23 protein-coding genes and 3 pseudogenes are annotated in these 22,785 nt (G+C 37.7%); 21 read left to right on the top strand and 5 right to left on the bottom strand.

Going from position 1 to position 22,785, the window contains the following annotated elements; all coding sequences use genetic code 11:
- Positions 1–152: 152 nt before the first annotated feature.
- Both ADH52_RS07315 and ADH52_RS07310 read right to left on the bottom strand, forming a co-directional pair.
- Entirely contained in the window at positions 153–590 is a 438-nt protein-coding gene (locus ADH52_RS07315; RefSeq protein ID WP_049510753.1) for a CoA-binding protein, read from the bottom strand.
- 117 nt (positions 591–707) lie between these two features.
- Positions 708–1,676: a ribose-phosphate diphosphokinase gene (locus ADH52_RS07310; protein ID WP_033682853.1), complete on the bottom strand. Its 969-nt coding sequence runs from the start codon at positions 1,674–1,676 to the stop codon at positions 708–710.
- A gap of 423 nt (positions 1,677–2,099) precedes the next feature.
- Here ADH52_RS07310 and ADH52_RS07305 point away from each other — a divergent pair, with 423 nt between their 5' ends.
- The 3 genes from ADH52_RS07305 to ADH52_RS07295 are packed head-to-tail and all read left to right on the top strand — an operon-like array spanning position 2,100 to position 4,227.
- Positions 2,100–2,414 (top strand): YdcP family protein, encoded by a 315-nt coding sequence (locus tag ADH52_RS07305; RefSeq protein ID WP_000420682.1) that lies wholly within the window; start codon positions 2,100–2,102, stop codon positions 2,412–2,414.
- Positions 2,415–2,429: 15 nt separating this feature from the next.
- The gene (locus ADH52_RS07300; protein WP_000985015.1) at positions 2,430–2,816 is read left to right on the top strand and encodes a YdcP family protein; all 387 of its coding nucleotides are present in this window, start codon (positions 2,430–2,432) and stop codon (positions 2,814–2,816) included.
- Between the two features lie 28 nt (positions 2,817–2,844).
- Entirely contained in the window at positions 2,845–4,227 is a 1,383-nt protein-coding gene (locus ADH52_RS07295) for an FtsK/SpoIIIE domain-containing protein (protein WP_016398735.1), read from the top strand.
- Positions 4,228–4,521: 294 nt separating this feature from the next.
- Here ADH52_RS07295 and lsa(C) read toward each other — a convergent pair whose 3' ends face one another.
- From lsa(C) to ADH52_RS07280, 3 genes and pseudogenes are all read right to left on the bottom strand, one after another.
- Positions 4,522–6,000 carry an ABC-F type ribosomal protection protein Lsa(C) gene (gene lsa(C), locus ADH52_RS07290; RefSeq protein ID WP_049510752.1) on the bottom strand — a complete coding sequence of 493 codons (1,479 nt, stop codon included), beginning with the start codon at positions 5,998–6,000 and terminating at the stop codon, positions 4,522–4,524.
- Positions 6,001–6,132: 132 nt separating this feature from the next.
- Positions 6,133–6,252 (bottom strand): annotated as a pseudogene (locus ADH52_RS11770) (methylase); the annotation flags it as partial.
- 32 nt (positions 6,253–6,284) lie between these two features.
- Positions 6,285–6,578: a helix-turn-helix transcriptional regulator gene (locus ADH52_RS07280; RefSeq protein ID WP_017771665.1), complete on the bottom strand. Its 294-nt coding sequence runs from the start codon at positions 6,576–6,578 to the stop codon at positions 6,285–6,287.
- Positions 6,579–7,096: 518 nt separating this feature from the next.
- On the opposite strand from ADH52_RS07280, the gene ADH52_RS07275 reads away from it, so the two are divergent.
- The 18 genes and pseudogenes from ADH52_RS07275 to ADH52_RS07195 all read left to right on the top strand — a co-directional run bounded on the left by ADH52_RS07275 (position 7,097) and on the right by ADH52_RS07195 (position 22,642).
- Complete coding sequence (locus ADH52_RS07275) at positions 7,097–8,089, top strand: replication initiation protein (protein WP_017771664.1); 993 nt, start codon at positions 7,097–7,099, stop codon at positions 8,087–8,089.
- Positions 8,086–8,289, top strand: coding sequence for a DUF3173 domain-containing protein (locus tag ADH52_RS07270; RefSeq protein ID WP_017771663.1), 204 nt, complete (start codon positions 8,086–8,088; stop codon positions 8,287–8,289). The genes ADH52_RS07275 and ADH52_RS07270 overlap by 4 nt, the downstream gene beginning before the upstream one ends.
- Positions 8,276–9,415 carry a tyrosine-type recombinase/integrase gene (locus ADH52_RS07265; protein ID WP_017771662.1) on the top strand — a complete coding sequence of 380 codons (1,140 nt, stop codon included), beginning with the start codon at positions 8,276–8,278 and terminating at the stop codon, positions 9,413–9,415. The genes ADH52_RS07270 and ADH52_RS07265 overlap by 14 nt, the downstream gene beginning before the upstream one ends.
- An 84-nt stretch (positions 9,416–9,499) precedes the next feature.
- Positions 9,500–9,613: pseudogene (locus tag ADH52_RS11045) on the top strand (conjugal transfer protein); the annotation flags it as partial.
- 22 nt (positions 9,614–9,635) lie between these two features.
- The gene (mobT, locus tag ADH52_RS07260) at positions 9,636–10,841 is read left to right on the top strand and encodes a MobT family relaxase (RefSeq protein ID WP_049510751.1); all 1,206 of its coding nucleotides are present in this window, start codon (positions 9,636–9,638) and stop codon (positions 10,839–10,841) included.
- 42 nt (positions 10,842–10,883) lie between these two features.
- Entirely contained in the window at positions 10,884–11,105 is a 222-nt protein-coding gene (locus ADH52_RS07255) for a hypothetical protein (protein WP_001009056.1), read from the top strand.
- Between the two features lie 116 nt (positions 11,106–11,221).
- Positions 11,222–11,719, top strand: a complete 498-nt coding sequence (locus ADH52_RS07250; RefSeq protein ID WP_000342539.1) for an antirestriction protein ArdA — start codon at positions 11,222–11,224, stop codon at positions 11,717–11,719.
- 88 nt (positions 11,720–11,807) lie between these two features.
- Complete coding sequence (locus tag ADH52_RS07245; protein ID WP_000723888.1) at positions 11,808–12,200, top strand: conjugal transfer protein; 393 nt, start codon at positions 11,808–11,810, stop codon at positions 12,198–12,200.
- Positions 12,184–14,631, top strand: coding sequence for an ATP-binding protein (locus ADH52_RS07240; RefSeq protein ID WP_049510750.1), 2,448 nt, complete (start codon positions 12,184–12,186; stop codon positions 14,629–14,631). The genes ADH52_RS07245 and ADH52_RS07240 overlap by 17 nt, the downstream gene beginning before the upstream one ends.
- Before the next feature lie 2 nt (positions 14,632–14,633).
- Positions 14,634–16,811: a CD3337/EF1877 family mobilome membrane protein gene (locus ADH52_RS07235; protein ID WP_049510749.1), complete on the top strand. Its 2,178-nt coding sequence runs from the start codon at positions 14,634–14,636 to the stop codon at positions 16,809–16,811.
- Positions 16,808–17,809, top strand: coding sequence for a lysozyme family protein (locus tag ADH52_RS07230; RefSeq protein ID WP_000769868.1), 1,002 nt, complete (start codon positions 16,808–16,810; stop codon positions 17,807–17,809). The genes ADH52_RS07235 and ADH52_RS07230 overlap by 4 nt, the downstream gene beginning before the upstream one ends.
- Positions 17,806–18,738: a conjugal transfer protein gene (locus tag ADH52_RS07225; protein WP_001224318.1), complete on the top strand. Its 933-nt coding sequence runs from the start codon at positions 17,806–17,808 to the stop codon at positions 18,736–18,738. Before ADH52_RS07230 ends, ADH52_RS07225 begins: the two co-directional genes overlap by 4 nt.
- A gap of 313 nt (positions 18,739–19,051) precedes the next feature.
- A pseudogene (locus tag ADH52_RS11865) lies at positions 19,052–19,099 on the top strand (hypothetical protein); the annotation flags it as partial.
- Between the two features lie 15 nt (positions 19,100–19,114).
- A complete protein-coding gene (gene tet(M), locus ADH52_RS07220) occupies positions 19,115–21,034 on the top strand; it encodes a tetracycline resistance ribosomal protection protein Tet(M) (RefSeq protein WP_049510748.1) in 1,920 nt (639 codons plus the stop codon).
- A 363-nt stretch (positions 21,035–21,397) separates the two neighbouring features.
- Positions 21,398–21,643, top strand: a complete 246-nt coding sequence (locus ADH52_RS07210) for a hypothetical protein (RefSeq protein ID WP_001813542.1) — start codon at positions 21,398–21,400, stop codon at positions 21,641–21,643.
- Complete coding sequence (locus ADH52_RS07205; protein WP_000806926.1) at positions 21,640–21,975, top strand: hypothetical protein; 336 nt, start codon at positions 21,640–21,642, stop codon at positions 21,973–21,975. Before ADH52_RS07210 ends, ADH52_RS07205 begins: the two co-directional genes overlap by 4 nt.
- Positions 21,976–21,987: 12 nt before the next feature.
- Positions 21,988–22,356, top strand: coding sequence for a hypothetical protein (locus tag ADH52_RS07200; RefSeq protein WP_000567222.1), 369 nt, complete (start codon positions 21,988–21,990; stop codon positions 22,354–22,356).
- Positions 22,343–22,642 carry a DUF5960 family protein gene (locus tag ADH52_RS07195; protein ID WP_001072467.1) on the top strand — a complete coding sequence of 100 codons (300 nt, stop codon included), beginning with the start codon at positions 22,343–22,345 and terminating at the stop codon, positions 22,640–22,642. The genes ADH52_RS07200 and ADH52_RS07195 overlap by 14 nt, the downstream gene beginning before the upstream one ends.
- The last annotated feature ends 143 nt before the right edge of the window (positions 22,643–22,785 follow it).

Genomic DNA, 22,785 nt, shown 5'->3' with positions numbered 1-22,785 from the left:
CTGCAACCTCAAAACAGTATTTTGAGCTGACTTCGTCAGTTCTATCTGCAACCTCAAAACAGTTTTTTGAGCAACCTGCAGCTAGTTTCCTAGTTTGCTCTTTGATTTTCATTGAGTATAACACAAAAGGTAGCCCACCAGCTACCTTTTTCTTATACTTCCTCAATCAAGCGTGTATGTTCTCTCTTGATGCAACGATTCATCACGATGTCATCGCATCCACCAGCACGCAAGATTTCTTCCGCCTCTAGATTTTCAAGTCCTAGCTGTGCCCAAAAAATCTTGGCATCAGCCTTGAGAAAATCACGCGCCACATCTGGCAAAAACTCACTGCGCCGGTAAACATTAACAATATCTACAGGAAAAGGAATCTCTGCTAGGCTAGCATAAGCCTTTTCACCCAAAATTTCACCACCTGCCGCCTTGGGATTGACTGGGATGATTTTATAACCCCGAGCCTGCATTTCCTTGGTCACTCGATTGCTAGTTGTTTCTTCACGGTCTGATAACCCCACTACAGCAAGGGTTTTACTCGTTGCGAGATACTGACGAATCACACCATCACTTGGATTGATAAATTCTTGACTCATAGAAATCCTCCTTTTTCATCAGTATAGCATATTTTGAAAAGGCTTGCAGATTTTGGCTACAAAAAAGCTCCTAGCAGTTCACTTCTGCTAGGAGTATGTTTTATTCTAAGCGAAAACTTAAATCTTTTTCTCAATACTGAAAAGTGGAGAAAGTGGGCGTTTTTCATGGATACGTACAATAGCATCCCCTAGGAGATGAGCGATTGAAATTTGCTCAATCTTATCGATCAAACGCTCTTCTGGCAAGTAGATTGTATCCAAAACAACCAATTTCTTAATAGCTGATTTTTGGATATTGTCCATGGCAGGACCAGAAAGAACTGGGTGCGTACAGCTTGCATAGACTTCAACAGCACCAGCTTCCGCAAGAGCATCTGCCGCATGACAAATCGTTCCAGCAGTATCAATCATATCATCAATCAAGATACAAGTCTTGCCTTCAACCTTACCGATGATGTTCATGACTTCACTAGTATTCATCTTATCAACGCTACGACGTTTATCAATAATAGCAATAGATGTTTTCAAAAATTCTGCCAACTTACGGGCACGAGTCACTCCTCCATGGTCTGGGCTGACAACCACATAGTCAGAACCAACCATGCCACGACGCTCAAAATAATCCGCAATCAGAGGAGCTCCCATCAAATGATCCACAGGAATATCAAAGAACCCTTGAATCTGCGCAGCATGCAAGTCGATGGTCAATAAACGATCCACTCCAGCTACTTCAAGCATATTTGCGACAAGTTTTGAAGTGATTGGCTCACGCGCTCTCGCCTTTCTATCCTGACGTGCATACCCATAGTAAGGCATGACAACATTGACAGATTCTGCACTGGCACGCTTCAAAGCATCCACCATAATCAAAATTTCAAGCAGATTGTCATTTACAGGCGAGCTAGTTGATTGTAGGATAAAGACGTGTTTCCCACGGATTGATTCTTCGATGTTGACCTGAATCTCTCCATCTGAAAATTGGCGAACACTTGATTTCCCCAACTCTATCCCAATCTCCTGCGCCACACGTTTTGCCAATTCTTGATTAGAAGAAAGGGCAAACAGCTTTAAATCAGAAAAAGACATGATTTCCTCCGGTATATATGTATCGCTTGTGCTTTTCACAAGATTTTCCATCTACCATTGTAGCGCTTTTTACACTATTTTTCAATCAAAAATAGCATAAAAATCTAGTTATCCGCATAAAAACTGGACTTATCACACTTTATCAAGGTCAAAACCACTCAATTTACTACTAATTTACTACTTATGAATGAGCTTTGATACGACGATTTATCCTTGAAAAGTGAAGATATAAAGATACTTCCAATAAAATTTGAATATTTAATAGGTAGACACTTCAAAAAATGAGGTGTCTATTTTTTTACCCGATTTTGAAAGGAAGTGAACTTATGAAAACAAAAAATCAAGAATCAAAAGGTCGTTCCCCACTCTTTAAGACCATCAAACATTCATTCAGCCAATAAAAAAGAAAGGATAGGTAAAAATATGGAACTTAAATTTGTGATTCCCAACATGGAAAAAACATTCGGCAATTTAGAATTTGCTGGCGAGGATAAAGTCGTTCAGCGAAGAATCAACGGACGGCTAACTGTCTTATCAAGAAGCTATAATCTCTATTCTGATGTTCAAAGAGCAGATGATATTGTGGTGGTGCTTCCTGCTGAAGCTGGCGAAAAACATTTCGGCTTTGAGGAACGTGTGAAGTTAGTCAATCCACGTATTACCGCAGAGGGCTACAAAATCGGCACTCGTGGTTTTACAAATTACCTTTTACATGCTGACGACATGATAAAAGAATAAAGAAAGAGAGGAAAAATGATGAGATTAGCAAATGGCATTGTATTAGATAAAGACACGACTTTTGGAGAATTGAAATTCTCTGCTCTACGTCGTGAAGTGAGAATCCAAAATGAAGACGGGTCGGTTTCAGATGAAATCAAGGAACGTACCTATGACTTAAAATCCAAAGGACAAGGACGCATGATTCAAGTAAGTATTCCTGCCAGCGTGCCTTTGAAAGAGTTTGATTATAACGCACGGGTGGAACTTATCAATCCCATTGCGGACACCGTTGCTACTGCCACCTATCAAGGAGCAGATGTTGACTGGTATATCAAGGCAGACGATATTGTGCTGACAAAGGATTCTAGTTCATTCAAAGCTCAACCACAAGCAAAGAAAGAACCGACACAAGACAAATAGTCGCTAGGTAGAAAGGAGACTTTTTCGCATGAAACAGCGTGGTAAAAGGATTCGCCCATCTGGTAAAGATTTAGTCTTTCATTTTACGATAGCGTCACTCCTGCCTGTTTTCCTGCTGGTTGTCGGACTGTTTCATGTGAAGACAATCCAGCAGATCAACTGGCAGGATTTTAACCTATCACAAGCAGATAAGATTGACATTCCCTATTTAATTATCAGTTTCAGTGTCGCAATTCTTATCTGCTTGCTGGTAGCGTTTGTATTCAAACGGGTTCGCTATGATACGGTTAAACAACTTTACCACCGTCAAAAACTGGCAAAGATGATACTTGAAAACAAGTGGTATGAATCTGAACAGGTCAAAACAGAGGGTTTCTTTAAAGATAGTGCTGGTCGTACAAAAAAGATAACCTACTTCCCTAAAATGTATTATCGACTTAAAAATGGCTTGATACAGATACGGGTGGAAATCACGCTGGGAAAATATCAAGACCAACTCTTACACTTGGAAAAGAAATTAGAGAGTGGCTTGTACTGTGAGCTGACGGATAAAGAGTTAAAGGATTCCTATGTGGAATATACTTTGCTCTATGACACCATAGCCAGTCGTATTTCTATTGATGAAGTAGAAGCTAAAGATGGTAAACTTCGCTTAATGAAAAACGTATGGTGGGAATATGATAAGCTCCCTCATATGTTGATTGCTGGTGGTACAGGTGGCGGTAAAACTTACTTTATACTGACACTGATTGAAGCCTTGCTTCATACAGATTCAAAACTGTATATTCTTGACCCGAAAAATGCTGACCTTGCGGACTTAGGTTCTGTGATGGCAAATGTCTACTATAGAAAAGAAGACTTGCTTTCTTGCATTGAAACATTCTATGAAGAAATGATGAAACGTAGTGAGGAAATGAAGCAGATGAAGAACTATAAGACTGGCAAAAATTATGCTTACTTAGGTCTCCCGGCACACTTCTTAATCTTTGATGAATACGTCGCTTTCATGGAAATGCTGGGAACAAAAGAAAACACCGCAGTTATGAATAAGCTGAAACAGATTGTCATGTTAGGTCGTCAAGCTGGCTTCTTTCTAATACTGGCTTGTCAACGTCCAGACGCAAAATATTTAGGCGACGGAATCCGTGATCAGTTTAATTTCAGAGTGGCTTTAGGTCGTATGTCTGAAATGGGCTATGGCATGATGTTTGGCAGTGACGTACAAAAGGATTTCTTCTTAAAGCGAATCAAAGGTCGTGGCTATGTTGATGTAGGAACAAGTGTCATATCAGAGTTTTATACTCCCCTTGTACCAAAAGGATATGATTTCTTGGAGGAAATTAAAAAGTTATCCAACAGCAGACAGTCCACGCAGGCGACGTGCGAAGCGGAAGTCGCAGGTGTGGACTGATCTTGCTGGCTGGTGTGGCAATAGCCACGCCAGCACTTAACCCCCCGTATCTAATTCCGAGAAACTATTTGAAATAAAAAAGAATGCTGATAAATCAACATTCTCTAACTGTATTTTTTTATGAAGATATTAACTTTTGTCTGTTTAGCTACCAAAAGGCTACCAATAAATTTGAATTATTTTTAATATGATTTTTAGTAATATACATTATTACTGAGTTTCAATCTTTTTAACAATAGCATAAGGTTATTGTTAAAAAGGTTTACCTCGACAAACTAAAAGATATTATTTAGTTTATAATCGTATTATTTTATTCGCTATATCTTCTACAAACCTCTTATCGTGTTCCACAAATATGAGTGTAGGATTTGCTTCTTTTATAATTTCCTCAATCTGTATTCTTGATATTACATCTAAATAATTCAGTGGTTCGTCCCAAATAAATATATGAGCTGACTTTGACAAACTTACAGCAATTAAAACTTTCTTTTTTTGTCCATCGCTATAGTTCTTCATATCTATTTCAAATAATTCTCTTGCAAAATCTAATTTTCTAAGAATTGTTTTGCACAATGTTTCATCAACACCTTGCTTATGAATATACTCGTTTAGGCTACCTGTTAAATTGGATGTATCTTGAGGAACATATGATATTTTTAAATTACTTGCTAATTTTACATCACCTGAATACTCGTGATTTAGACCTAATAAAATTTTAATCAAGGTTGATTTCCCGCTACCATTCCCCCCATTTATAGCCACTATATCACCTTGCTTTATATCAAAACTTACATTGCTTAATATCTGTCTTTCTCCATAGTATGATGATAAATTGTTAACCGATATTAGCGGATTTTTATGGTGATGTAAGGGACGCAACAATAGACTTTCCTTCGTTTCAATATCTTTTAGTAAATTTTGTTTTTCTTCTATTGCCTTATTTTGTCTATTCTGCAAATTCTTAGATTTTTTCATCATCTTAGCTGACTGATGACCTATATGTCCCTTATCTGGTTTTACGCCTGAAACTTTCACACCGTTTTTTGTATTTTCAACTTTATCAGACCAGATTTGACTTTGTCTTGCAGCTTCTTTTAATCGTTTAATATCTTTTCTTAATTTCTCATTCTGACTAATTTCAAATTGGTCTTTCATCAATTTATTTTCATACCACGATGTAAAATTTCCTGATTGGACATCAATAGAATTCCTGTTAATAGAAACAACATGATTGATACAACCATCTAAGAAATCTCTATCATGAGATATAAGCAAAAAACCTTTTTTATTTTTCAGATATTCACTGACAATTTTTCTTCCGTCCATATCTAAATGGTTTGTTGGTTCATCTATAAGTAAAAAACCATCTTCTCTTGTAAACAAAATAGCTAAGAGGATTTTTGTTTGTTCTCCTTTGGAAAGTGTTTCAAACTTTCTGTAAACAAGACTCTCATCTACATTTAGCAAATTAAGTTCTCTAAATAATTTCCATTCTTCCTCATCTGAAATCAGTTCTTTATATAACTCAATTACCAATTTTGAAGTATCACTTAAATCAGGTGGAAATTTAATAAAGTCAACACTTTTGCTGATTTTCCCCGTATAAACTTCTTGGTTTAGCAGTAGCTTAAATAGTGTTGATTTTCCAATTCCATTTCTTCCTATCAGCCCTGTTTTCCAGTTCGTATCAAATGAAAATGATACATTTTCAAATACAGGTTTGACATAGCCATAATATGAAAAAGTTAGGTTTTCAATTTTAATTGTTGACATAAAAACACCCCCTCAAATTCAGATTTGAGTATTTCTTTTTCCAAACTTACAATATATTCTTTCAAGTTGCCTCGCCTCCTCATAAAATATCTATTTTCCTACAACGCTTTAATCTTCTCATTTATCAATTCAATAAACAGATTGGAGCAAATCAAGCCAAAATGACTGACTGTCTTGTCTTTCATTGCCACGGTTTTCCCAGCGTTTAATAAATCCTTTAGCTTGCTTTTTTTGCTCCCGGATATTATTCACTTTGTGCTCTCCAACTACCACATTATTTTGATTTATTTATGTAATAAATCCTTTAAAGTTTTAATAATTTTGTTTTTATCTGCTTCTGTCAATTCATATTCTCTCAATAAACTAACAATTTCTTCTAGTCCGTCATCACGTCCTTTTAAAATCTCAAAAGACGTACCAAAGATTTCAGCTAATTTTTCTACTGTTTCATCTTTCGGATTTCTCCCTCCATTTTCCCACCTAGCATATTGGGCTTGAGCTACACCTAACTTTTCAGCAACTTCTGATTGAGTAAGTCCCACTTTAAGACGGGCTTTTTTTATATTATCTTTCAACATTTTAAAATTCCTTTCGCTTTTCTATTGACCTATAACCAAAACGGTTGTATCATAGTTATATAACCATTTTGGTTATATAACTAAAAGATATACATTGTAGGTAATACCAGTCCGCTTATGAATATGAAAAAACACTCCAGAAAGCTCTGCAAAGCATTCTGAGGCTTTCGTTTAAAACCAATTTGATTATACCAAAATTGTAATAAAAAGTCCATAAGAAGCGAAATATGGCTAGTCTAAGGATATTATGGCTTCTATACAGTAAATGTCAGAGAAATTGGCAATACTTACTTCTACCATTCGCCTAGTTTGGAGATTGTGAGACAAGAGCAAGGGCGCAAGCCGAAGGCAATGCGCCCGAAGCACGCAGTTCTCTCAATCTCTAAGAAAAAGCTGGCGTTTCTAACAGCCAGCAAACAGATACACTTAAGGCAACGTCCTAAGTAACGTGTCGTCAGCAAAACTCAATAGTAACATTGACCTACGCATTTAGCAATTATAGAAAGGAGGCGTTACAGATGAAAAATAACCTTCAAGCACTACGAGAATATCAAAGTCGAGTAGATTTATCAGAACTAGAAAAATCTATTTATATCAGTATTGACCGACTAACAGTAATCCTTGATAGAGAAAACTGTTCACTAAGACGTATATTTTGGGAATTAAGAAATTCTATCGATTCTATTATTCAAGAATTTAGCATTCAAGCAAATCTAAGAGAAGATTATTTTACACTTTATAAAATGATAAATGAGGATAGTATTAATCTAATTTTCTTCCAATTATCAACCTATGGTGGTTATCAAGTCATACGTTTAGACTTTAACCCAAACTCGCTTAAAGAATTTGGAGGTCTTCAAGTATGGAGACAGATTATGAATTATGCTCGATTAAATGGATTAGATGTTAGACTATCACGTTTAGACCTTGCTTTTGATATCTTTAACAGACCAGAAATAGTCTTTTTACAACATATCAAAGGTGGAGTTAGTCATAAAATATTCTATGGTAGAGGAGGAAACATAGAAAGTAAATACTGGGGTGCTAGTGGTAGTAATGTTCAAGTACGTTTATACGATAAGAACATAGAGGTATTAAGTCATAAAAGAGCCGATAAATTGAATATCGAGAGTAAACCTTTTTGGTGGCGGTTGGAGTTTCAACTTAGAACAAAGGCTATAAACGCAGAAACCATTTCAGAGATTTCTAAACGATTAGAGAATTTTAGTTTTTTTAGTCTTTCAAGTGTTCCAGATGATAGCAAGGCATTTGCTTATATCTTTCTCCATGCACCAGCTCTTTTACCCGAATTATTTCCCTATCTAAAACCTAACACTATAAGAGTCAAAAAAACTAGGCTTAGAAAACACCTAAAAGCATTTGATAGTAACTCATTTTCTTTAGAGCTTCAAGATGCACTTAAAAAACAAACACCACGATTAAACAATGAATTAAAACAATTAATAGGCGAATTCATTGAACTTACTAGTAAAGGAGAAGATATTTTATGAACGATAAACTCACTATGACAGTACAAGATATTATGGACTTAGGGTTCTCAAAATGGACTGCTTATAATATTTTACGACAAGCAAAACACATTATGGTTGAACGTGGTTTCGATTTCTATAACAATAAAGGGCTCGGAACCGTTCCCGTATCAGTTGTATCAGAAATTCTTGGATTGGAGGAACTACATGTCAAAAACTAGATATACTGGTGTTACTAGAGACGATAAAACTGGGAAATATACTTATTATTTTAAAGCTGGAGTTGACCTAGCTACTGGTAAACCATATCAAGAACGCAGACGTGGTTTTGAAACCGCAAAAGAAGCCTTTGAGGCACGAACAAGGGCTTTAAATAAAGTGCATCAAAAAGGTGGAATTAAGCACACTCAGTGGACGTTTAAACAATTTATGGACGAAGTATTTATACCAAACTATTATGCTACTACAAGTCCAGACCTCGAACGAAGACGTCAAATTATATTTGATGAATTTATTCAATATTTTGGTAAGAAAAAACCTAGAGAAATTACAACTTATGATGTAATAAATTATAGAAATAGTTTATTAGAAAAATATTCAAATTCATACGCAAGAAACAAAATGGCATTACTTAATCAAGTTTTGAAAACCGCAAAAAAGTATGGGTTAATTTTCCATGAAATACCTACAAGTAATATCAGTCCTATTCCAATAACAAAAAAACATATCGACTTTTGGACAAAAGATGAATTTCAAAAAGTAATACAATCCCTTGATAAAGAGAGTTATTTTGAGCATTTTATTTATACACTCCTTTGGCTTTATTATTTTACGGGAATGCGTGTAAATGAGGCGACTGCTCTTTATTGGGAAGATGTGGACTTTGAAAAGAAAACACTAGCAATCAATCACAACTTACAGTATATAAATCGTGAAAACTGGGAGCGCCGTAACAAGCTAAAAACTGAAAGCTCTCGGCGTACTATTGGACTCGATGATAATACTTTAAAGGTTCTTAAGGAGTGGAAAGAAAGACAAGAAAAAGTCGATAAAATACCATTCATTCTGTCGCCCGACGGAGTTCCATATCGTAAACGTAGTATTAGAGACCAAATTTTAAAATACTCTAAACGTGCTGGTGTTAAATACATTCAACCAAAAGGTTTGAGACACTCCCACGCATCTTTGCTTATTAATGAATATAATGTAAATGCCCTATATATCCAAAGACGATTAGGCCATTCTGATGTCAAAACAACACTTAGCATTTATAGTCATTTATACCCCAACGCAGATACCGAACTAACTGATAAACTCAATCTCATATCAAATGATTTTATTGATTAAGTCTACTTAGCTACCAAAAGAGCTACCAAAAAATAGAAAAGTATCTAAAAAGCCTTATTTTAAAGGGCTTTTTTTGAATTTTTCCCACTATTTCTAACAGGGGGGTACAAATCGACAGGAAACAGTCAAAAAAACATTAGAAAATCCTTTGGTTACAAGGGATTTACAAAATTTCAGCGTATGTCAAATGGGCTTTAAAAGTTGACATACGCCTTTTTGATTGGAGGGATTTTTACTGAATGAACAAACTTGGTTACAGCATTTAAAAGAAAAACGCTTGGCTTATGGACTATCTCAAAACCGTTTAGCTGTTGCGACTGGTATTACAAGGCAGTATCTAAGCGATATTGAAACAGGAAAAGTCAAGCCATCAGAGGATTTACAGCAGTCCCTTTGGGAAGCTCTGGAACGCTTCAATCCCGACGCTCCCCTTGAAATGCTGTTTGATTATGTAAGGATTCGCTTTCCGACAACAGACGTACAGCAGGTGGTCAAAAACATCTTACAACTGAAACTGTCCTATTTTCTTCATGAGGACTATGGTTTCTATTCTTATTCAGAGCATTATGCTTTAGGCGACATATTCGTCCTTTGCTCCCATGAACTGGACAAAGGAGTTCTGGTGGAATTGAAAGGTCGTGGGTGCAGACAATTTGAAAGCTATCTTCTGGCACAACAAAGAAGCTGGTATGAGTTCTTTATGGACGTTTTGGTGGCTGGCGGTGTGATGAAACGCCTTGACCTTGCCATTAACGATAAGACAGGGATTTTGAATATCCCTGTACTCACTGAAAAGTGCCAACAGGAAGAATGTATCTCCGTCTTCCGCAGTTTTAAAAGCTATCGCAGTGGCGAACTGGTACGCAAAGAGGAAAAGGAATGTATGGGAAACACCCTCTATATCGGTTCATTACAAAGTGAAGTTTATTTCTGTATCTATGAAAAGGACTACGAGCAGTACAAGAAAAATGATATTCCCATTGAAGACGCAGAAGTAAAAAACCGTTTTGAGATTCGATTGAAAAATGAGCGTGCCTATTATGCAGTCCGTGATTTACTCGTCTATGACAATCCAGAGCATACCGCCTTTAAAATTATCAATCGGTATATCCGTTTTGTAGATAAAGACGATTCCAAACCTCGTTCTGATTGGAAACTGAATGAAGAATGGGCTTGGTTTATTGGGAACAATCGTGAACGATTAAAACTAACCACAAAACCAGAGCCTTACTCCTTCCAAAGGACGCTGAACTGGCTATCTCATCAAGTTGCCCCGACCTTAAAGGTTGCGATTAAACTTGATGAAATCAACCAGACGCAGGTTGTAAAAGACATTCTCGACCATGCGAAACTGACAGACCGACACAAGCAGATTTTGAAGCAACAGTCAGTAAAAGAACAGGACGTGATAACAACAAAAAAATAACTCAAATACAAATTCATTGAATATAGAGAGGAGAACATTTTTATGAATTTTGGACAAAACCTTTATAACTGGTTTCTATCAAACGCTCAATCACTGGTGCTTTTAGCAATCGTTGTGATTGGCTTGTATCTTGGCTTCAAGCGTGAGTTTAGCAAACTGATTGGCTTTTTAATTATTGCGATTATTGCGGTTGGCTTAGTCTTCAACGCTGCTGGAGTAAAAGACATTTTACTAGAGCTATTCAATCGCATTATTGGTGCTTAAATAAAACCGTTCTTTTGTGGAATATAAGTGGTTTTCTTATGTTCCGCAAAGGAATGGTACACCAAACGAAGTGCGGTAGGGATTTTTGAATCTCTACAAAGAAAGGACGTGAATATATGGACGATATGCAAGTCTATATTGCGAATTTAGGCAAATACAATGAGGGCGAATTGGTCGGTGCGTGGTTTACCTTTCCCATTGACTTTGAGGAAGTCAAAGAGAAAATCGGCTTGAATGATGAATATGAGGAATACGCCATTCATGACTACGAGTTACCCTTTACGGTTGACGAATACACTTCCATTGGCGAACTCAATCGACTATGGGAAATGGTATCGGAATTACCCGAAGAATTACAATCGGAGCTATCTGCTCTGCTCACTCATTTTTCAAGCATTGAAGAACTAAGCGAACATCAAGAGGATATTATCATTCATTCCGATTGTGATGATATGTATGACGTGGCACGCTACTACATTGAAGAAACGGGTGCTTTAGGCGAAGTACCAGCTAGTCTTCAAAACTATATTGATTATCAAGCCTATGGTCGGGATTTAGACCTTTCAGGAACGTTTATCTCAACCAATCATGGGATTTTTGAAATCGTCTATTAAATCTGTCGGTACATTACTACTGGCAGATTTTCTATTTTACGGGGTGGCTCAATCAGCTACCCCTATTTTTTATGAAAGGATTGATTACATGAAGAAAATACGAAGCTATACCAGTATCTGGTCTGTGGAAAAGGTACTGTATTCTATCAATGATTTTAGACTTCCGTTTCCCATAACCTTTACGCAAATGACATGGTTTGTCGTGTCACTCTTTGCAGTGATGATACTTGGCAACTTGCCCCCTCTTTCCATGATAGAGGGAGCATTTCTCAAATACTTTGGGATTCCTGTGGCTTTCACATGGTTTATGTCTACAAAAACTTTTGATGGTAAAAAGCCTTATGGATTTTTGAAGTCTGTCATTGCTTATGCACTGCGACCAAAGCTGACCTATGCAGGAAAAAAAGTAACGCTTGGCAGAAACCAGCCACAAGAAGCCATTACAGCAGTTAGGAGTGAATTTTATGGCATATCCAATTAAATACATTGAAAACAATCTCGTCTGGAATAAAGACGGGGAATGTTATGCTTACTATGAGCTTGTTCCTTACAATTACTCATTTCTAAGTCCAGAACAGAAAATACAAGTGCATGATTCTTTCAGACAGCTTATCGCACAAAATCGTGATGGCAAAATTCATGCTTTACAAATCAGTACAGAATCCAGCATACGTTCTGCACAAGAGCGTTCCAAAAATGAAGTCACTGGCAAGCTCAAAGCGGTTGCCTATGACAAAATCGACCAACAGACAGACGCTTTAATATCCATGATTGGCGAAAATCAAGTGAACTACCGTTTCTTTATCGGCTTTAAGTTGCTTCTCAACGATCAGGAGTTTTCTATGAAAAGTCTTACCGTTGAAGCAAAAAATGCTTTGTCTGATTTTGTCTATGATGTGAACCATAAGCTGATGGGCGATTTTGTTAGTATGAGTAATGATGAAATCCTGCGTTTTCAGAAGATGGAAAAGCTCTTAGAAAATAAAATCTCTCGTCGTTTCAAAATCCGCAGGTTAGATAAGGACGACTTCGGCTATCTGATTGAACACCTTTACGGACAGACAGGCACTGCCTATGAAGAGTATGAGTACCATCTATCAAAGAAAAAGCTGGATAATGAAACGCTGATTAAATACTATGACTTGATTAAGCCTACTCGCTGTTTGGTGGAAGAAAAACAGCGATATTTGAAAATCCAGCAGGAAGATGAAACCGTCTATGTAGCTTACTTTACCATTAACAGCATTGTCGGAGAACTGGACTTCCCGTCCTCTGAAATCTTCTACTACCAGCAACAGCAATTTACATTCCCGATTGATACGTCAATGAATGTGGAAATTGTAGCGAATCGTAAAGCCCTATCTACTGTCCGCAATAAAAAGAAAGAACTGAAAGACTTGGATAACCACGCTTGGCAAAGTGATAATGAAACCAGCTCCAATGTGGCGGAAGCTCTGGAAAGTGTGAATGAGCTGGAAACCAATTTAGACCAAAGCAAGGAATCTATGTACAAGCTGTCTTATGTGGTAAGGGTATCAGCAAATGATCTTGACGAACTCAAACGTCGTTGTAATGAAGTGAAAGATTTTTATGACGATTTAAGCGTAAAACTGGTACGACCATTTGGGGATATGCTCGGCTTACATGAAGAATTTTTACCTGCCAGCAAGCGTTATATGAATGATTATATTCAATACGTGACCTCTGATTTCCTCGCTGGTTTAGGTTTTGGTGCTACTCAAATGCTGGGGGAAAATGAGGGGATTTATGTTGGCTACAGCTTAGATACTGGACGCAATGTCTATCTGAAACCTGCTCTTGCCAGTCAAGGGGTTAAGGGTTCAGTAACCAATGCGTTAGCGTCGACTTTTGTTGGTTCGCTGGGTGGTGGTAAATCCTTTGCGAATAACCTTATCGTCTATTATGCGGTGCTTTATGGGGCACAAGCAGTGATTGTAGACCCAAAAGCAGAACGTGGCAGATGGAAAGAAACCTTGCCAGAGATTTCCCATGAAATCAATATCGTCACTCTGACTTCTGATGAGAAAAACAAAGGCTTACTTGACCCTTATGTGATTATGAAAAATCCCAAAGATTCTGAATCACTGGCTATTGATATTCTGACATTCCTTACGGGGATTTCCTCTCGTGATGGGGAACGCTTCCCAATCCTTAGAAAAGCCATTCGTGCAGTAACCAATAGTGAAGTACGAGGGTTGATGAAAGTGATTGAGGAATTACGGGTTGAGAATACGCCACTAAGTACCAGTATAGCCGACCATATCGAAAGTTTTACAGACTATGACTTTGCACATTTATTATTCAGTAATGGTTATGTGGAGCAGTCTATCAGCTTAGAAAAACAACTGAACATTATACAGGTTGCGGACTTGGTACTTCCCGACAAGGAAACTTCCTTTGAGGAATATACCACTATGGAGCTTTTATCCGTTGCTATGCTGATTGTCATTAGTACCTTTGCTTTAGACTTTATCCATACAGACCGAAGCATTTTCAAGATTGTAGATTTAGACGAAGCATGGAGCTTTTTACAGGTAGCACAAGGAAAAACACTATCTATGAAGCTGGTTCGGGCTGGTCGTGCTATGAACGCTGGGGTATATTTCGTGACCCAAAATACAGACGACCTCTTAGATGAAAAACTGAAAAATAACCTCGGCTTAAAATTTGCATTTCGTTCCACTGACCTTAACGAGATTAAAAAGACCTTAGCCTTTTTTGGTGTAGACCCAGAGGACGAAAACAATCAGAAGCGATTGCGTGATTTGGAAAACGGGCAATGCCTTATCAGTGATTTATATGGTCGTGTCGGTGTGATACAGTTCCACCCTGTATTTGAAGAACTGCTCCATGCCTTTGATACCAGACCACCTGTGCGAAAAGAGGTGTAAATGTGAAACCATCAATAGTAAACAGAATAAAATCAAACTGGACGCTGAAACGTCTAGGTAAAGTGGCAATGACAGTGGCTTTCACACTTGTGATTGCCATTTTTCTTTTAGCCATGCTGGGAACGGTGGTTCAAGCTGCGGGCATGGTAGATGATACGGTCAATGTGGCAAATGAATACAGCCGATACCCACTTGAAAACTATCAACTGGATTTTTATGTGGATAATAGCTGGGGCTGGCTTCCGTGGAACTGGTCGGACGGGATTGGAAAACAGGTCATGTATGGACTATATGCCATTACCAATTTTATTTGGACAATCAGTTTGTATGTTTCCAATGCGACAGGTTACTTAGTACAGGAAGCCTATTCCTTAGACTTCATTTCCGCTACAGCAGATTCCATTGGTAAGAATATGCAGACCTTAGCTGGTGTGAGTGCAAACGGATTTTCAACAGAGGGTTTCTATGTTGGATTCCTCTTACTCTTGATTTTGGTTCTTGGGGTTTATGTTGCCTATACGGGACTGATAAAGAGAGAAACCACAAAGGCAATTCATGCCATTATGAATTTTGTGCTGGTGTTTATCCTATCGGCTTCCTTTATTGCCTACGCTCCCGACTACATTAAAAAAATCAATGACTTTTCATCAGACATCAGTAATGCCAGTTTATCACTTGGCACGAAGATTGTCATGCCCCATTCCGATAGTCAAGGCAAGGACAGCGTGGACTTAATCAGAGATAGCCTGTTTTCCATACAGGTTCAGCAACCGTGGCTACTGCTTCAATACAACAGTTCAGACATTGAAAGTATCGGTATTGACCGTGTGGAAAGCCTGCTCTCCACCAGCCCAGATTCCAACAATGGCGAAGACAGAGAAAAAATTGTTGCGGAAGAAATTGAAGACAGAAGCAATACCAATCTAACCATTACAAAGACCATTAACCGTTTAGGTACAGTCTTCTTCCTATTTGTCTTCAATATTGGGATTTCCATATTTGTATTCCTATTAACAGGAATCATGATTTTCTCGCAGGTACTTTTTATCATCTATGCTATGTTTCTGCCTGTGAGCTTTATTTTAAGCATGATTCCATCATTTGATGGTATGTCAAAACGAGCCATAACAAAGCTCTTTAATACCATTTTGACACGAGCTGGAATCACATTGATTATTACGACAGCATTTAGTATTTCAACCATGCTCTATACCTTATCGGCTGGTTATCCGTTCTTTTTGATTGCTTTTCTACAGATTGTGACCTTTGCAGGAATCTACTTCAAGCTGGGCGATTTAATGAGTATGTTTTCTCTACAGAGTAACGATTCTCAAAGTGTGGGAAGTCGTGTGATGAGAAAACCTCGTATGCTTATGCACGCTCACATGCACCGTCTACAGCGGAAACTTGGACGTTCCATGACTACTCTAGGGGCTGGGTCTGCCATTGTTACAGGTAAAAAAGGACAGTCGGGTTCGGGGAGTTCTGCAAGGACACAAGCAGATCACTCCCGACCAGACGGAAAGGAAAAATCAACACTTGGAAAACGTATCGGTCAAACCATCGGTACAGTAGCTGATACCAAAGACAGAATGGTAGACACTGCTAGTGGTTTGAAAGAACAGGTTAAAGATTTGCCGACCAATGCAAGATATGCAGTATATCAAGGAAAATCCAAAGTAAAAGAGAATGTCCGTGATTTAACCAGTAGTATTTCTCAAACCAAAGCGGACAGAGCCAGTGGACGCAAGGAACAGCAGGAACAAAGGCGAAAAACCATTGCGAAGCGTCGCTCTGAAATGGAACAGGTCAAACAGAAAAAACAGCCTGCTTCTTCTGTTCATGAAAGACCGACTACAAGACAAGAACAATATCATGATGAACAGACCTCAAAACAGTCTAATATTCAGACTTCATATAAGGAATCTCAACAAGCCAAACAAGAGCGTCCAGCAGTTAAGTCCGATTTTTCAAGTCCAAAAGTGGAACGCCAAGGCAATACCGTTCAAGAAAAAACCGTTCAAAAGCCAGCAACTTCAACCACTACAGCAGATAGAACTTCACAACGTCCAATCACAAAAGAACGTCCGTCTACTGTTCAAAGAGTACCACTACAAAATACAAGAAGTAGACCACCAATCAAAACCGCCACCATTAAGAAAGTCGGTAAGAAACCATGAAGTTGAAAACTTTAGTGATTGGTGGTTCTGGATTATTCTTGATGGTCTTCTCACTGCTTCTGTTTGTTGCCATTTTATTTTCAGATGAACAGGACAGCGGAATTTCCAATATTCATTATGGAGGTGTGAATGTTTCCGCAGAAGTGCTGGCTCATAAGCCTATGGTAGAAAAATATGCCAAAGAATATGGCGTTGAAGAATATGTCAACATACTTCTTGCGATTATACAGGTGGAATCGGGCGGTACTGCGGAAGATGTTATGCAGTCCTCGGAATCCCTCGGTCTTCCACCTAATTCATTGAGTACAGAAGAATCCATTAAGCAAGGTGTGAAGTATTTCAGTGAATTATTAGCCAGTAGCGAAAGGCTCAGTGTAGATTTAGAATCGGTTATCCAGTCCTACAATTATGGTGGTGGTTTCTTAGGGTATGTGGCTAATCGTGGAAATAAATATACCTTTGAACTGGCTCAAAGTTTCTCAAAAGAGTATTCAGGTGGCGAAAAAGTGTCTTACCCCAATCCCATAGCCATACCTATCAATGGGGGCTGGCGATACAACTATGGCAATATGTTTTATGTGCAACTGGTAACGCAGTATCTTGTCACAACAGAGTTTGATGATGATACGGTACAAGCCATCATGGACGAAGCACTGAAATATGAGGGCTGGCGATACGTTTACGGTGGAGCTTCCCCGACTACTTCTTTTGATTGTAGCGGACTGACACAATGGACGTATGGAAAAGCTGGAATTAACTTACCACGAACCGCACAACAGCAATATGATGTGACCCAGCATATCCCACTATCGGAAGCACAAGCTGGCGATTTGGTTTTCTTTCATTCTACCTATAACGCTGGCTCTTATATTACTCATGTTGGGATATACCTTGGCAATAACCGTATGTTTCATGCAGGCGACCCAATCGGTTATGCCGACTTAACAAGCCCCTACTGGCAACAGCATTTAGTGGGAGCAGGACGAATCAAACAATGAGAAAGGAAGATTTAATGATGAAATTTAGAAAAAATCAGAATAAAGAAAAACAGATACCAAAGGAAAAGAAACCTCGTGTCTATAAGGTCAATCCTCATAAAAAGGTTGTGATTGCCTTGTGGGTACTTTTAGGGCTTAGTTTCAGCTTTGCGATATTCAAGCACTTTACAGCTATAGATACTCATACTATTCACGAAACAACTATCATAGAAAAGGAATACGTTGATACTCATCATGTAGAAAATTTTGTAGAGAACTTTGCGAAAGTCTACTATTCATGGGAGCAATCCGATAAGTCCATTGATAATCGAATGGAAAGTCTAAAAGGCTATCTGACAGATGAACTTCAAGCTCTCAATGTTGATACAGTACGCAAAGATATTCCTGTATCGTCTTCTGTAAGAGGATTTCAGATATGGACGGTAGAGCCAACTGGCGACAATGAGTTTAATGTAACCTACAGTGTAGACCAGCTCATTACAGAGGGAGAAAATACAAAGACCGTCCACTCTGCTTATATAGTGAGTGTCTATGTAGATGGTTCTGGAAATATGGTACTGGTTAAGAATCCGACCATTACCAACATACCTAAGAAATCAAGTTATAAACCAAAAGCCATTGAAAGTGAGGGGACGGTTGATTCCATTACAACCAATGAAATCAATGAGTTTTTAACGACGTTCTTCAAGCTCTATCCTACAGCGACAGCCAGTGAACTTTCCTACTATGTGAATGACGGGATATTAAAACCAATCGGAAAAGAGTACATCTTTCAAGAACTGGTAAATCCTATTCACAATCGTAAGGATAATCAAGTCACGGTATCGCTGACAGTGGAGTATATCGACCAGCAGACCAAAGCAACGCAGGTATCTCAATTTGATTTGGTACTTGAAAAGAACGGGAGTAATTGGAAGATTATAGAATAACAAATATTGGTACATTATTACAGCTATTTTGTAATCACGTACTCTCTTTGATAAAAAATTGGAGATTCCTTGACAAATATGCTCTTACGTGCTATTATTTAAGTATCTATTTAAAAGGAGTTAATAAATATGCGGCAAGGTATTCTTAAATAAACTGTCAATTTGATAGTGGGAACAAATAATTGGATGTCCTTTTTTAGGAGGGCTTAGTTTTTTGTACCCAGTTTAAGAATACCTTTATCATGTGATTCTAAAGTATCCAGAGAATATCTGTATGCTTTGTATGCCTATGGTTATGCATAAAAATCCCAGTGATAAGAGTATTTATCACTGGGATTTTTATGCCCTTTTGGGCTTTTGAATGGAGGAAAATCACATGAAAATTATTAATATTGGAGTTTTAGCTCATGTTGATGCGGGAAAAACTACCTTAACAGAAAGCTTATTATATAACAGTGGAGCGATTACAGAATTAGGAAGCGTGGACAAAGGTACAACGAGGACGGATAATACGCTTTTAGAACGTCAGAGAGGAATTACAATTCAGACAGGAATAACCTCTTTTCAGTGGGAAAATACGAAGGTGAACATCATAGACACGCCAGGACATATGGATTTCTTAGCAGAAGTATATCGTTCATTATCAGTTTTAGATGGGGCAATTCTACTGATTTCTGCAAAAGATGGCGTACAAGCACAAACTCGTATATTATTTCATGCACTTAGGAAAATGGGGATTCCCACAATCTTTTTTATCAATAAGATTGACCAAAATGGAATTGATTTATCAACGGTTTATCAGGATATTAAAGAGAAACTTTCTGCCGAAATTGTAATCAAACAGAAGGTAGAACTGTATCCTAATATGTGTGTGACGAACTTTACCGAATCTGAACAATGGGATACGGTAATAGAGGGAAACGATGACCTTTTAGAGAAATATATGTCCGGTAAATCATTAGAAGCATTGGAACTCGAACAAGAGGAAAGCATAAGATTTCATAATTGTTCCCTGTTCCCTGTTTATCACGGAAGTGCAAAAAACAATATAGGGATTGATAACCTTATAGAAGTGATTACGAATAAATTTTATTCATCAACACATCGAGATCAGTCTGAACTTTGCGGAAAAGTTTTCAAAATTGAGTATTCGGAAAAAAGACAGCGTCTTGCATATATACGTCTTTATAGTGGCGTACTGCATTTGCGAGATTCGGTTAGAATATCGGAAAAGGAAAAAATAAAAATTACAGAAATGTATACTTCAATAAATGGTGAATTATGTAAAATCGATAAGGCTTATTCCGGGGAAATTGTTATTTTGCAGAATGAGTTTTTGAAGTTAAATAGTGTTCTTGGAGATACAAAGCTATTGCCACAGAGAGAGAGAATTGAAAATCCCCTCCCTCTGCTGCAAACGACTGTTGAACCGAGCAAACCTCAACAAAGGGAAATGTTACTTGATGCACTTTTAGAAATCTCCGACAGTGACCCGCTTCTGCGATATTATGTGGATTCTGCGACACATGAAATCATACTTTCTTTCTTAGGGAAAGTACAAATGGAAGTGACTTGTGCTCTGCTGCAAGAAAAGTATCATGTGGAGATAGAAATAAAAGAGCCTACAGTCATTTATATGGAAAGACCGTTAAAAAAAGCAGAGTATACCATTCACATCGAAGTTCCACCGAATCCTTTCTGGGCTTCCATTGGTTTATCTGTATCACCGCTTCCGTTGGGAAGTGGAATGCAGTATGAGAGCTCGGTTTCTCTTGGATACTTAAATCAATCATTTCAAAATGCAGTTATGGAAGGGATACGCTATGGCTGTGAACAAGGATTGTATGGTTGGAATGTGACGGACTGTAAAATCTGTTTTAAGTATGGCTTATACTATAGCCCTGTTAGTACCCCAGCAGATTTTCGGATGCTTGCTCCTATTGTATTGGAACAAGTCTTAAAAAAAGCTGGAACAGAATTGTTAGAGCCATATCTTAGTTTTAAAATTTATGCGCCACAGGAATATCTTTCACGAGCATACACCGATGCTCCTAAATATTGTGCGAACATCGTAGACACTCAATTGAAAAATAATGAGGTCATTCTTAGTGGAGAAATCCCTGCTCGGTGTATTCAAGAATATCGTAGTGATTTAACTTTCTTTACAAATGGACGTAGTGTTTGTTTAACAGAGTTAAAAGGGTACCATGTTACTACCGGTGAACCTGTTTGCCAGCCCCGTCGTCCAAATAGTCGGATAGATAAAGTACGATATATGTTCAATAAAATAACTTAGTGTATTTTATGTTGTTATATAAATATGGTTTCTTGTTAAATAAGATGAAATATTTTTTAATAAAGATTTGAATTAAAGTGTAAAGGAGGAGATAGTTATTATAAACTACAAGTGGATATTGTGTGCTGAGAGCTTTCTTCTATACTAATAGACGAAAGGGTGTGAAAATGATTTTTAAATGATACTGTGGAACGGAACAGTAGCCCTAGTATTGACTACTGTCGTTTCTATTCATATTGGCTATTCTAGGACTGAGATGAAAAAATCTATAAATGCTCAGAATAAAATTGAACCCGCAAATCTCCCCAAAACAATGGTGAGTCATGTACTTGTATTATTCCGAAAAAATACACCTCTGGTGCAGTGAGACAAATTGGTGTATCTTATAGTGGCTTCGTAGATGAAAGCTATACTCTACTATCACTCTTTGATGATGTAGAACAAATTGAAAAAGATAATAGACTTCAGACAGCTATTGATGTTGTCAGAGAACAGTTTGGTTTTTTAGCCATACAAAAAGGAACCGTCCTAACTGAAGGTTCCAGAAATATTGAACGCAGTAAACTTATCGGTGGTCATTCCGCGGGTGGATTGGAGGGATTAAAATGAAACAAGAAAAAAATACAGTACAATTTTCAGAAATCCGTAGCAAAGGATGTAATGATATTGAAATGCTTGAAAGATTTTTACATGGAATCGTTGAAACAGCAACTTCAAAACTTCGTCAGAGAAAACTCAAAACAACTGAAATATCGATACGACTAGTACATGCTAAATCTGAAAACCGATTACCATTGGAATTTACATTTAGCATTAAGCCAACAAGCTCATCTGTGATAATCTATACTGAGGTAATCAATCGCTTTAAAGAATGTTACACAGGTGGGGGAATTCAAGGTTTTACGATTCAATTTGATAAAAATACCCTTGCCTCTGCATAGAAAGGATTTGATATGATTGACCGTTCATATTTACCATTTCAATCAGCAAGAGAGTACCAGGATACAAAGATGCAAAAATGGATGGGCTTTTTCCTATCTGAACATGCATCAGCACTCTCTGATGATACAAACAAAGTAACGTACATGTCTGACTTATCACTAGAGAAGAAATTATTACTCCTCAGTCAAGTATACGCCGGGCAGCTACGCACACGCATTCAAGTGATTGAAAAAAACAAGCGTGTTTCCTACACTGGAACAATACCAAGTCTGACCAAAGATTTCATTTTGATAAAAACTACAACAGGTCACATCAATTTGAAATTAAAAGACATTATTAGTATTGAACTTGTCGAGGAGGTGCTCTATGAATCAGCTTGAGTTTCAGCGTAATCACCTACAAATGGACTATTATAGCGAGAGCTACCAAGATTTTGAACGTGACTTCTACCGCTACTCTAACATGAATATTCCATTGACCTTCCTAACTGATGATATCCTAAAAACAATGGCGACTTCACGTAAGAATTACTTTGTCCTCAATAAGGAAAAGTCCAGAGATAACCGCGATCACTTCTTCATATTTGAAGTAAGTACCGTAGATGAGAATCCGCTAATCTATCATTATACATATAAGAAAACTACAATATATTTAGCAGAAAAATAGGAGCAGTTCAATTGACTGTTCCTATTTTTAATATTCATAAAATCTAAAGTCTTTATACTCTTTAACAATGGAGTCGCCAACCAGAACAGACTATACTGACCAGCGACTACCTTAAATTTAATGTTTCAGATTTATTTTCTTAT

The organism is Streptococcus pseudopneumoniae (genome assembly GCF_001072665.1).
In the GTDB taxonomy this organism is placed as follows: Bacteria; Bacillota; Bacilli; order Lactobacillales; family Streptococcaceae; genus Streptococcus; species Streptococcus pseudopneumoniae_S.
The sequence above is the reverse complement of the archived record's forward strand: the minus strand, read 5'-3'. Positions and strand labels throughout refer to the sequence as shown.

What these genes read in the sequence shown, in the direction of transcription:
- ADH52_RS07250 (WP_000342539.1), top strand. Translation starts at nt 11,222, where the DNA reads ATGGACGATATGCAAGTCTATATTGCGAATTTAGGCAAATACAATGAG.
- ADH52_RS07240 (WP_049510750.1), top strand. Translation starts at nt 12,184, where the DNA reads ATGGCATATCCAATTAAATACATTGAAAACAATCTCGTCTGGAATAAA.
- ADH52_RS07225 (WP_001224318.1), top strand. Translation starts at nt 17,806, where the DNA reads ATGAGAAAGGAAGATTTAATGATGAAATTTAGAAAAAATCAGAATAAA.
- ADH52_RS07275 (WP_017771664.1), top strand. Translation starts at nt 7,097, where the DNA reads ATGAAAAATAACCTTCAAGCACTACGAGAATATCAAAGTCGAGTAGAT.
- ADH52_RS07255 (WP_001009056.1), top strand. Translation starts at nt 10,884, where the DNA reads ATGAATTTTGGACAAAACCTTTATAACTGGTTTCTATCAAACGCTCAA.
- ADH52_RS07310 (WP_033682853.1), bottom strand. Translation starts at nt 1,676, where the DNA reads ATGTCTTTTTCTGATTTAAAGCTGTTTGCCCTTTCTTCTAATCAAGAA.
- ADH52_RS07315 (WP_049510753.1), bottom strand. Translation starts at nt 590, where the DNA reads ATGAGTCAAGAATTTATCAATCCAAGTGATGGTGTGATTCGTCAGTAT.
- ADH52_RS07300 (WP_000985015.1), top strand. Translation starts at nt 2,430, where the DNA reads ATGATGAGATTAGCAAATGGCATTGTATTAGATAAAGACACGACTTTT.
- ADH52_RS07245 (WP_000723888.1), top strand. Translation starts at nt 11,808, where the DNA reads ATGAAGAAAATACGAAGCTATACCAGTATCTGGTCTGTGGAAAAGGTA.
- ADH52_RS07200 (WP_000567222.1), top strand. Translation starts at nt 21,988, where the DNA reads ATGATTGACCGTTCATATTTACCATTTCAATCAGCAAGAGAGTACCAG.
- ADH52_RS07270 (WP_017771663.1), top strand. Translation starts at nt 8,086, where the DNA reads ATGAACGATAAACTCACTATGACAGTACAAGATATTATGGACTTAGGG.
- ADH52_RS07295 (WP_016398735.1), top strand. Translation starts at nt 2,845, where the DNA reads ATGAAACAGCGTGGTAAAAGGATTCGCCCATCTGGTAAAGATTTAGTC.
- ADH52_RS07205 (WP_000806926.1), top strand. Translation starts at nt 21,640, where the DNA reads ATGAAACAAGAAAAAAATACAGTACAATTTTCAGAAATCCGTAGCAAA.
- ADH52_RS07230 (WP_000769868.1), top strand. Translation starts at nt 16,808, where the DNA reads ATGAAGTTGAAAACTTTAGTGATTGGTGGTTCTGGATTATTCTTGATG.
- ADH52_RS07305 (WP_000420682.1), top strand. Translation starts at nt 2,100, where the DNA reads ATGGAACTTAAATTTGTGATTCCCAACATGGAAAAAACATTCGGCAAT.
- ADH52_RS07265 (WP_017771662.1), top strand. Translation starts at nt 8,276, where the DNA reads ATGTCAAAAACTAGATATACTGGTGTTACTAGAGACGATAAAACTGGG.
- ADH52_RS07280 (WP_017771665.1), bottom strand. Translation starts at nt 6,578, where the DNA reads ATGTTGAAAGATAATATAAAAAAAGCCCGTCTTAAAGTGGGACTTACT.
- ADH52_RS07195 (WP_001072467.1), top strand. Translation starts at nt 22,343, where the DNA reads ATGAATCAGCTTGAGTTTCAGCGTAATCACCTACAAATGGACTATTAT.